The organism is Marivirga tractuosa (assembly GCF_042140215.1).
Lineage (GTDB): Bacteria > Bacteroidota > Bacteroidia > Cytophagales > Cyclobacteriaceae > Marivirga > Marivirga tractuosa_A.
Map to the genome: position 1 here is coordinate 1,614,871 of NZ_CP159478.1, position 10,130 is coordinate 1,625,000.

Consider the following 10,130-nt stretch of genomic DNA (forward strand, 5'->3'; position numbering starts at 1 on the left):
GTTGGCGGGTTAGGGGGCTCTTAAAGCGTCTTCCTCAGCTTCTTCATAAACTTACTGGCAAAAATAAAATCTTCCAGGTCTTCCTGACCTGAGGTTAGGATATTATCAGAATTACCCTCCCAAACTTTATGACCTCTTGCCAAATACATGATGTATTCTCCTACACCCATAACAGAATTCATATCATGGGTAACCATAATGGTAGTTACATTAAGTTCATGCGTTATTTCTTGAATAAGTTCATCGATTAGTAAAGATGTCCGGGGATCAAGACCTGAATTGGGTTCATCACAGAATAAATAATTGATATCATTTACTATTGCTCTAGCAATCCCAACTCTCTTTTTCTGCCCACCACTAATTTCTGAGGGCATTTTTTTATTGATATTTTCAAGTCCAACTCTGCTCAATACATTATTAACACGATCCAGCTTTTCATCTTTCTTCATGTCAGTTAGCAAGTCTAAAGGAAACATCACATTTTCTTCAATATTTTTTGAATCAAACAATGCACCTCCTTGGAATAGCATCCCGATTTCTCTTCTCATTTGAGCCTTTTCCTCTTTATCAGCTTTCAGAAAAGATCTTCCGTCATATAAAACTTCGCCTTCTTCAGGTATAATTAAACCGACTATACATTTTAATAAAACACTTTTACCGGTTCCACTAGCTCCTATGATAAGATTGGTAATGCCTCTTTCAAATTTCCCAGAGATACCTTCTAAAACTTGAGTTCCATTAAAGGATTTGGATATATTATTGATTTCAATCATCTCTTAGTTTAGTAATAATTCTGCTAAAACATAATCAGCTAAAAGTACTGCAATACAACTTTTAGTTACAGCACTTGTACTGGATTTACCCACTTCCAGAGCTCCACCTGTAGTGAAAAACCCTTGATAAGCTGAAATTGAAGCAATTAAAAATGCAAATACAACAGACTTAATGAGTGCAAACTGAATTGTAAACGGATTAAAATCAATTCTTATTCCATAAACATATTCTGTTTCTGTTAATATTCCAGTAAGAGTTCCAGCTATGTAACCACCATATAAAGCAAGAAAACCCGCTAAGATGACTAAAAGTGGATACATAATCATGGCTGCTACAATTTTAGGTAATACCAAGTAGGAGGAAGCATTAACACCCATTACTTCCAGAGCATCTATTTGCTCCGTAATTCTCATAGTACCTAATCCACTGGCAATACTAGACCCTACTTTTCCGGCTATTACAATAGCGGTAATAGTTGGAGCCAATTCCAAAACTACCATTTCTCTGGTCACCTGAGCCACCACATAATTTTGAATTAATGGACTAACTAGATTATAGGCGGTTTGTACAGTGGTTACCGCCCCCATAAATGTTGAGGTAATGGCAACAATTAAAATGGAATTCCAGCCTATGGAAATACATTCATTTATGGTGAGTTTGAAATAAGATGAAAAAGACTCTCGTCTCACAAGCATACTTCCCAAAAAAATAAAATAGGCTCCTATAGACTTCATAAGGTTGTTGTTTCTTGATTCTTCAAATTTAAAGTTAGCATGAAATTTTTCTTAATAATAAAAGATGTTTTAATTCTTTAAAGGAATTCTGAATTTATGGAATTGATAACGATTATTTAATCCATTACGCTAATGAATTTCGTAAGTTTGTAGAACTACAAGATTATTATTGCTTAGTTTCGTATTTTCAAATCGAATACAATTCAAATAGAAATGAATAAATTTATAGTTATAACAGGAGGAACCAAGGGTATTGGAAGAGCATTAGTGTTGATTTTTGCTAAAAATGGATTTAATGTCATTACTTGTGCTAGAAAAGCAGCAGATTTAGAAGTTTTAAAAGAGGAAGTAGAGAAATTATATAGTAATAAAGTTTTTATAAAAGCAGCTGATTTATCCAAGAAAGAAGAGGTTGTGGATTTTGCGGATTTCGTTATGAAAACTACCTCTAAAGTTGATGTATTGGTTAATAATACTGGGGTTTTCTTACCAGGTAGTATACAAGATGAACCTGAAGGAAATCTGGAAATGATGATGAATACCAATTTATTTTCAGCTTATCATCTAACTAGAGCTTTATTGCCTGTAATTTTACCTCATAAAAGAGGGCATATTTTTTCTATGAGTAGCATTGCTGGAATTACAGCTTATGCTAGTGGGGGGTCTTACAGTATTACTAAATACGCTATGCAGGGATTTACTAAATGTTTGCGTGAGGAAATGAAAGAAGAAGGAATTAAAGTAACGGCTGTTTTACCCGGTGCCACTTTTACTGCTAGTTGGGAAGGAGTTGATTTACCTCATGAAAGATTTATGAAAGCGGAAGATGTTGCTGAATCTGTTTGGTCAGCTTATACGTTATCAGACAGAACAGTAGTAGAAGAAATTGTTTTAAGACCCCAATTAGGAGATATATAATCCTATGAACGAAAGAATATTTTTATCAGCTCCCCACATGGGAGGAGACGAAATCAAATTTATACAGCATGCTTTTGATGAAAATTGGATAGCACCTTTAGGGCCAAATGTAAATGGCTTTGAACAAGATATTCAAGAATACAATAATATTCCTTATGCGGCAGCTTTAAGTTCAGGAACTGCTGCAATTCATTTAGCATTGATTTTATTAGGGGTTAAAAATGATGATGTGGTATTGGCTTCTAGTTTCACTTTTTCGGCTACCATAAACCCCATTGTTTATCAGCAGGCCGAACCAGTACTTATTGATAGCGAAAAGGAAACATGGAATATGGATCCTGAACTTTTAGAGCAGGCTATCAAAGATTATATAGCAAAAGGAAAGAAGCCAAAAGCTATCATATTTGTCCATCTTTATGGAATGCCTGGTAAAATTAAAGAAGTGAAGTCCATATCTGAAAAGTATGAAATTCCTTTAATTGAGGATGCTGCGGAGGCCTTGGGAGCTAAATTGGACGGTAAACCTTTGGGAACCTTCGGAGATTTTGGTGTTTTCTCATTCAATGGAAATAAAATAATTACAACCTCAGGTGGTGGTGCACTCGTATCACAAAATAAAGAGTGGATTGATAAGTCACGATTTTTGGCCACTCAAGCTAGAGACTCAGCACCTCATTACCAGCATTCTAAAATAGGTTATAATTATAGAATGAGTAACATAGCTGCTGGAATTGGTAGAGGCCAAATGAAAGTGTTAGATAAATGGATTAAATTCAGGAGGGCAAACCACGATTTCTATGAAAAGGAATTGAGTCCATTGGGATTTGAATTCTTATCAGAACCTAATAATGCTTTTAGCAACAGGTGGTTAACTTGCGTTATATTTAATGAAAGGATCAATACAAAACCTGAAGATTTACGACAAGAACTAGAAATATATAATATTGAAACCAGACCCTTATGGAAGCCAATGCACTTACAGCCTATTTTTAAAAATTGTAAAGCTTATTTATCGGGAGTATCCGAATTTTTATTTGAAAAAGGTCTCTGTTTGCCATCAAGTTCTTCATTAAAGGATGAGGAACGGATGCTGGTAATAGAAAAAATAAAGAACTTCTGTAAATAAAAGCTTCAATTATTATAAAAAAATATTAAATAGGTTATATTTGTATTAAGATGATTAAGAAAATTAACGATATCAGTTTTCTGCCTAGGTGGATAATTCTATTAATCGACCTAGGCTTATTGTTGTCTGCAATTATTTTCGCCTATTTGTTAAGGTTTAATTTCAAAATAGAAGAAGTTATTGCTTTCAAATTTACAGAAGGCCTTGTGCTTTTCGTAGTTTGTCATTTAATCGCAATTTTTCTCACCCAAAGTTATGCAGGTATAATTCGATATACATCTATTGAGGATGGTTTAAGGATTTCTTACACAACATTTATCGGTACCATATTAATAGCGATAGTAAGTTATCTTAATTACTGGTACACTGGAAGTGTAATTATCCCGCTATCAGTATTGATTATTAGCTTCATTTTATCTGTAGTTATTTTATTTTCTTACCGTGTTTTGGTTAAAAATCTTTTTGCATATTACCGTGATGCGGTTCGCCATCGAAAGAATGTAATGATTTTCGGTGCAGGCCAATATGGAATTATTACTAAACAAGTAATAGATGCAGACCCAAATGCTAGAATGAGGGTGATTGGCTTTATTGATGATGACCTTAAAAAGGTAAGTAAAGTCATAAATGGAGCACCAATTTATGATGCCGGATATAATTTAGATGAAATACTAGCAAAATATAGAGTCCATGAAATAGTAATTGCTATTGCTAACCTCTCTGTTGAACGGAAAAATGAGTTGGTTGATTATTGCCTAAAAGCGCATGTAAAAGTAAGAACAGTTCCTGCTCCAGATAAATGGGTTAATGGTGAGCTAAGCATGAACCAGATTAAGGAAGTTCGAATTGAAGATTTACTTGGAAGAGAGTCAATTAAATTGAAAAATCCGAAAGTGTCTGAAAATATAGAAGGCAAAACAGTTTTGATTACAGGTGCTGCAGGTTCAATAGGTTCAGAAATAGCTATTCAAATTTTAAAAGTGAAACCTAAAAAACTGATTTTATTAGATCAGGCAGAATCATTTTTATATGCAATTGATATAGAGCTAACAAACCTTGATATAGGTGAAAATGTAGAAATCATTCCCGTTATTATGGATGTAGCCAATATAAGAAGGCTTGAAATTATCTTTGATAAATACAGGCCTGATGTTGTCTATCATGCTGCAGCCTATAAACATGTGCCCTTAATGGAGATGCATCCTTTTGAGGCAGTGGCAACCAACGTTTTTGGAACCAAAAATCTAGCAGATCTTTCTGTTCAATATGACGTGAAGAAATTTGTGATGGTTTCTACTGATAAAGCTGTAAATCCAACAAACGTAATGGGTGCAACCAAGCGATTGGCGGAGATTTATGTGCAATCTTTAAATGATACAAAAACCGAGGATGTAAAAAATAATACTCAATTCATAACGACCCGTTTTGGAAATGTATTGGGATCAAATGGTTCCGTTATCCCATTATTTAAAAGACAAATCGAAAAAGGTGGTCCAATTACTGTTACTCATCCTGATGTAACACGTTATTTCATGACCATTCCTGAAGCTTGCCAATTGGTAATCGAAGCAGGTATTATGGGCTTTGGCGGTGAGATTTTTGTTTTTGACATGGGGAGATCAATTAAAATAATTGATTTAGCTAAAAAAATGATCCAATTATCAGGTTACGAAGCTGATGTTGATATAAAAATTGTATTTACCGGTCTTCGTGAGGGAGAAAAATTATATGAAGAACTTCTTAGTGATAAAGAAACAACTTTGCCCACACATCACGAAAAGATTTTAATTGCTAAAACTGACAGAATGGGGCATAAAGACATCGTCAAAGAACTCCAAAAATTGAATGATTTGATGAATGATGAGAATGAGTTGGGCATGATCATGCAAATGAAAAATATACTTCCTGAATTTGTCAGTCATGCCTCTCGCTTTGAAGCCCTTGATGAAGAAATTGCCAGCGAAAGAAAACGCAAGTGGAGCATCACCCGAAAAATTAGCTAAGACAATAAGACCTATCTTTTTGTCTTTAGGTTCAATTCTGGATTCTTATTACATTCTATTTTTTATCAAATAGGATCCTCTTGATTAATACTACGAACCATCAAAACCAAATAATATTAGCTCGAAGAGAGCGGGTAGAAGGACAAAAAGGCGAGCCAGCGTTGGCATGTAGCAATGCAGCATCTTTTTGTCTTGATTTTTCCCAGCCAAAGGCTGGTCCGACTCTGGCTGATTTCTTTTTGATCAAACAAAAAGGAAAAGTAGAAACTACAAAATATAATTTCGGGTATAAATCTATGTTTAATATCTAAAACCTCAGATTTCCTATAAAACAAAACCTCAGAAGGTTTTGTTACTATGATATTTCCAATCAGAGGTTGGTCAGCCTCTAGATGAGAATTAAACTTTAACAGAAATAAGGGGATTTAGCTATGTAAAAAATAGTGGAAATCATTTTTTTTATTGATGATGTAAATCCGTGAGAACTATCCCCTTGAGGGGACTTTAGGGGTGTTACTTGAGCAGGTTGAAGTGGTGTCGGCTAAAAAAACAAATCTCTTTATAGTAGAAAAATGAAACCAAAGAATATTACCTCCAGAGATATTAGAATTATAAAGCCTATATTATTCTATCTTCTTTTAAGATGATACTGTTTAAATCACTTAACCTCAATCAACCCCTCCTGATACTCATGAAACTTCTTCATTACATATCTTATTGACCTGTAGGTTGTTAAAAGAACTGTTCTCAACTCAACTTTATTTACCCAAATAACTTTCTCTATCCCTTCCTCTTTTTGAGGCTTCATTTTTTTGTCCTCCTCTAAAGTCATATGGTACCAGCTGGTTTTTTTGAGATGATTTTTACCATTTCTGGTATAAGTATGCCAGGTTTTACAAACCCTCGGACCTAAAGCTACTTTTACATTGCATTCTTCCTCAACTTCACGGACTGCAGCTACCTCAACCTTTTCTTTTTTTTCAAGCTTGCCTTTTGGTAAATCCCATTTTTTCAATCTATATATAAAAAGATATTTGTCACGTTTGGTAACTATCCCTCCAGCTGCTTCCACTATCTTAAATTCTTTCTTAAAAGCTTTTATTACCTTTTCATAATCATAAACCTTGCAAGTCAGGGAGTCAAGCTTCTTGTTTTTGTCAGATGATAAAAATTTATAAAATTCAAGAATATCAGCTAAACTACCTTTTCTGATCAGTACGTCATCAATTAAATTATCATATCGGATTTTTTCTTTTTCCGCATCAATAATAAGGTCATAATGCTCCCTGTCAATTACTTTATCCATAGGGATTATGTATAGCGGGACATCATTTATAAAAACTTTCATAGAATTGGTTTTGAGCTATGCAAGTAAAAGAATAATTCAGAATGTGCCAATTAATAATATAGAATTTAACTCGCATTATTCATGAAAAGGGTATGGAAAATAAAGATAATAAATTTAAACTAAAGGATTATCAATAGAATACACAAGGGTTAACCCCGATAATTTATAAAAACTTAATAGCCCAGATTTGGGTGTTATAAAGTTCATGTTTTAATATGAAAATTGTAGTGTAACTATCTACTAATCTGGTTTTATAAATTGTCTGTCCTTCGGACGAAAAATTCATATGAATTTTTCGGGTTAAAAAAATTGAATTCGAAAATATAAGCCGTAGAAATTCTTTTCTATATGTATTACTATGTTAAATATAAGACCTAATTTTGTCTTATGAACTATCTTTCAGTTGAAAATATTACTAAGAGTTTTGGAGAAAGAGTGTTATTTGAAAACATCTCTTTTGGTTTAGCTCAAGGTGAAAAAGTAGCATTAGTGGGCATAAATGGATCAGGGAAATCCACGCTCTTAAAAATATTAATGGGAGAGGAAACTCCTGACTCTGGAAATCTAAGTTTTAGGAATGATATAAAAGTAGGATTCCTATCACAAAACCCACAATTTAAATCAGGTCAAAATGCCATGCAGGCTATTTTCAGTTCCGATCATGAATCGCTTAATATTATTAAAGAATATGAGCAATTAGCGGAAAACCCTGATATGAATGCTAAAGAACAAAACCGTTTTCAAGAATTAATGGAGAAAATGGAAGCGCATCAACTGTGGGATTATGAAAGTCAAGTTCAGCAGATTCTCGGTCAATTAGGGATTAATGATATCAAGCAATCGGTTGAAAACATGTCGGGTGGACAAAAGAAGAGGGTTGCCCTTGCTGCACAATTGATTGTGAAGCCTGAAGTTTTGATACTAGATGAGCCTACCAACCATTTAGATATAGATATTATTGAATGGCTGGAGAATTATTTGGCTACTCAAAATATGACCTTATTAATGGTTACGCACGATCGTTACTTCTTAGATAGAGTTTGTAATGGTATTTTGGAGATTGACCGTCAACAGATTTTTAAGTATAAGGGTAATTATGAAGAGTTTCTAGTAAAAAAGGAGGAAAGGGAATCGATTGAGCAGCTTGAAGTTGATAAAGCTAAAAACCTCATGAAGAAAGAGCAGGAATGGATGCGGAGAATGCCAAAAGCTCGTGGGACTAAAGCCAAATATAGAGTGGATGCATTTCAAGACTTGAAAGATAAAGCCACAAAAAACTTGAAGAAAGATCAGGTTGAGCTGGAAGTCTCCCAAAAAAGAATGGGAGGGAAGATTTTAGAATTGAAAGGTGTTTCTAAGAAATTTGATGATAAAAAACTCTTCGATAATTTTAGCTACACATTTAAGAAAGGAGACCGAATTGGAATTGTCGGTCAAAATGGAACAGGTAAAAGTACATTCCTTAATATAGTAACTGGTAAAATCAAAGCCGATTCTGGTGAGTTAGATTTAGGAGTAAATACTGAGTTTGGATATTACAAACAGCAAGAGATTCAATTCGATGATAATAAAAAGGTAATCGATGTAGTACTTGAAATAGCAGAGCATTTTAAGTTACCTGATGGAAATGAAATAACAGCAGCTCAATTTTTGAATAAATTCCTGTTTCCGCCCAAGCAACAGCATGATTTTGTCCATAAATTGAGTGGGGGAGAGAAAAGACGACTACAATTATTATTAGTGCTAATTAAGAATCCAAATTTCTTGATTTTAGATGAGCCAACCAATGATTTGGATTTGCAAACCCTCTCTATATTAGAAGACTTCCTTGATAGGTTCCAGGGATGTTTAATAATAGTGTCCCATGATAGATATTTCATGGATAACCTCACTGAGCAATTATTCCTTTTTGAAGGGGATAATCAAATCAAAATCTTTAATGGGAATTATACAGACTATCGATCAACTAAGGATCAAACTCCAAAGACTAAACCTGATAAGGTAAAAGGGTCATCTGTCAAAGAAAAACCTAAAGCTGAGGAAAAACAGAAGTTAAGTTATAAAGAGAAAAGAGAATTGGAATCAATAGATAGTGAAATTCCTAAACTTAATAAACAGAAGGAAGAACTAGAAGCTAAATTAGCAAGTGGAGATGGAGATGCAGATGATTTCACAAAATGGGGAAAAGAGCTTAGTATGCTTAATGAGAAGTTAGAAGAACTAGAAATGCGCTGGCTCGAGTTAAGTGAATTAGAATCTTAATCACCTAAATACTTGATAATAAATAGGTTTGATTAAGAAGTGAATAATTGTATTGTTTAATGTATTCCAAAGCATATTCTTTTTGAATAAATTTCACCCTCACTTGTTTTCTTTTAAAAATCATTAGCTATATTTGCATCCCGTTAAGGAAAAGCCTTAACAAAACTTTTGAAATGCCTTGGTGGCGGAATTGGTAGACGCGTTGGTCTCAAACACCAATGAGGTAACACTCGTGCCGGTTCGACTCCGGCCAAGGTACTAAAACCTCCCTTGTGGAGGTTTTTTGTTTTCAAAATAATGATTCTGACTTCTTGAAAATTAGTAAAGGGTTAGTAATCAAAACCTTGAAAAATATTTCAATTTATTTCTCTATCCCCTATTGCGGATTAAGAAAAAGGGTTTACCTTTGCACTCCCAATACGGAAAGCGTGAGGGGAAAGCAAGTTGAAAAGTAGGATTTAGAGAAAGGGGGTTAACGGGTTTAAAAGCCTCAAAAAACTTTTTCAAATTAATTTGTAAAAGGGCCTTGCGGAATTAAAAACTTGTTTTACCTTTGCACTCCCAATCACGGAAAGCGCGAGACGGAAAAGGAAATAACGACATGATGCGAGTGGATTTTAGGAAAGAGAAGCGAGCTTTGCGAGCTTGAGAGAAGCCTAAAAAATAAAGTAAAACTTTTTCAAATTTATTTTGGAAAGTAAGAAACAAACCACTTATCTTTGCATCCGCTTTCGGGAATAACGAAAAGCAAAAAGCACAAAAACGGTTCAGGAAGAAAGTTTCTGAATTAAAAAAAAAACAAAACAGATTACAGTCCTTGAGAGAGGGGTTTAATCACGGAGCGATCCGGATTATTTAAGGTGTCACACCTTACGAGAATAGCCAAGAGTGTGACGGTTAAAAAATCCATTAAGGAAAGCAAAAGTTCTTTGAATGAATGTACGACAAGATAGCAAACCACTTAA

At 34.1% G+C, this 10,130-nt stretch carries 8 protein-coding genes and 1 tRNA gene; 6 read left to right on the top strand and 3 right to left on the bottom strand.

Features of this window, described 5'->3' with window-relative positions; translation table 11 throughout:
- Positions 1-20 precede the first annotated feature (20 nt).
- On the bottom strand, positions 21-773 hold the full coding sequence (locus ABWH96_RS07415; RefSeq protein WP_375580838.1) for an ABC transporter ATP-binding protein: 753 nt from the start codon (positions 771-773) through the stop codon (positions 21-23).
- Between the two features lie 3 nt (positions 774-776).
- The gene (locus tag ABWH96_RS07420; protein ID WP_375580839.1) at positions 777-1,508 is read right to left on the bottom strand and encodes an MlaE family ABC transporter permease; all 732 of its coding nucleotides are present in this window, start codon (positions 1,506-1,508) and stop codon (positions 777-779) included.
- A gap of 213 nt (positions 1,509-1,721) precedes the next feature.
- On the opposite strand from ABWH96_RS07420, the gene ABWH96_RS07425 reads away from it, so the two are divergent.
- The 4 genes from ABWH96_RS07425 to ABWH96_RS07440 all read left to right on the top strand — a co-directional run bounded on the left by ABWH96_RS07425 (position 1,722) and on the right by ABWH96_RS07440 (position 5,866).
- Positions 1,722-2,426: an SDR family oxidoreductase gene (locus ABWH96_RS07425; RefSeq protein ID WP_375580840.1), complete on the top strand. Its 705-nt coding sequence runs from the start codon at positions 1,722-1,724 to the stop codon at positions 2,424-2,426.
- Between the two features lie 4 nt (positions 2,427-2,430).
- Positions 2,431-3,552 (top strand): DegT/DnrJ/EryC1/StrS family aminotransferase, encoded by a 1,122-nt coding sequence (locus ABWH96_RS07430; RefSeq protein ID WP_375580841.1) that lies wholly within the window; start codon positions 2,431-2,433, stop codon positions 3,550-3,552.
- Between the two features lie 50 nt (positions 3,553-3,602).
- Positions 3,603-5,555, top strand: coding sequence for a polysaccharide biosynthesis protein (locus ABWH96_RS07435; protein WP_375580842.1), 1,953 nt, complete (start codon positions 3,603-3,605; stop codon positions 5,553-5,555).
- 80 nt (positions 5,556-5,635) lie between these two features.
- On the top strand, positions 5,636-5,866 hold the full coding sequence (locus ABWH96_RS07440; protein WP_375580843.1) for a hypothetical protein: 231 nt from the start codon (positions 5,636-5,638) through the stop codon (positions 5,864-5,866).
- A 347-nt stretch (positions 5,867-6,213) separates the two neighbouring features.
- Here ABWH96_RS07440 and ABWH96_RS07445 read toward each other — a convergent pair whose 3' ends face one another.
- Positions 6,214-6,903: an NUDIX hydrolase gene (locus tag ABWH96_RS07445; protein WP_375580844.1), complete on the bottom strand. Its 690-nt coding sequence runs from the start codon at positions 6,901-6,903 to the stop codon at positions 6,214-6,216.
- Positions 6,904-7,290: 387 nt separating this feature from the next.
- On the opposite strand from ABWH96_RS07445, the gene ABWH96_RS07450 reads away from it, so the two are divergent.
- Positions 7,291-9,165 carry an ABC-F family ATP-binding cassette domain-containing protein gene (locus ABWH96_RS07450; RefSeq protein ID WP_375580845.1) on the top strand — a complete coding sequence of 625 codons (1,875 nt, stop codon included), beginning with the start codon at positions 7,291-7,293 and terminating at the stop codon, positions 9,163-9,165.
- A 174-nt stretch (positions 9,166-9,339) separates the two neighbouring features.
- A tRNA-Leu gene (locus ABWH96_RS07455) sits at positions 9,340-9,424 on the top strand.
- The last annotated feature ends 706 nt before the right edge of the window (positions 9,425-10,130 follow it).